Origin of the sequence: Nonomuraea rhodomycinica (assembly GCF_013363995.1) — a bacterium.
Taxonomy (GTDB): Bacteria; Actinomycetota; Actinomycetes; order Streptosporangiales; family Streptosporangiaceae; genus Nonomuraea; species Nonomuraea rhodomycinica.
Window position 1 is genome coordinate 1 of record NZ_JABWGO010000037.1, and the last position, 640, is coordinate 640.

The window sequence follows — 640 nt, forward strand, 5'->3', positions numbered from 1 at the left end:
GACCGCAAGCGCAAGCAGGCCGTCACCGTGCTGCTCAAGGCACTGGGATGGACCAACGAGCAGATCCTCGAGCGCTTCGGCCAGTACGAGTCCATGCGGGCCACCCTGGAGAAGGACCACACGGCCGGCCAGGACGACGCGCTGCTCGACATCTACCGCAAGCTGCGCCCGGGCGAGCCGCCGACCAAGGAGTCGGCGCAGACCCTGCTGGAGAACCTCTACTTCAACCCCAAGCGGTACGACCTCGCCAAGGTGGGTCGCTACAAGATCAACAAGAAGCTCGGGGTGGCCAGTGAGATCACGCAGGGCACCCTGACCGAGGACGACATCGTCGCCACGATCGAGTACCTCGTGCGCCTGCACGCCGGCGAGGACACGATGCCGGGCGCGGGTGGCGAGGTGATCGTCGAGATCGACGACATCGACCACTTCGGCAACCGCCGCCTGCGCAGCGTCGGCGAGCTGATCCAGAACCAGGTCCGCCTGGGCCTGGCCCGCATGGAGCGGGTCGTGCGCGAGCGCATGACCACGCAGGACGTCGAGGCGATCACGCCGCAGACCCTGATCAACATCCGCCCGGTCGTGGCGTCGATCAAGGAGTTCTTCGGCACCTCGCAGCTGTCGCAGTTCATGGACCAGA

General features: G+C 66.4%; 1 pseudogene. It reads left to right on the forward strand.

The annotated features are described in order from the left end of the window. A pseudogene (locus HT134_RS44310) lies at positions 1-640 on the forward strand (DNA-directed RNA polymerase subunit beta); the annotation flags it as partial.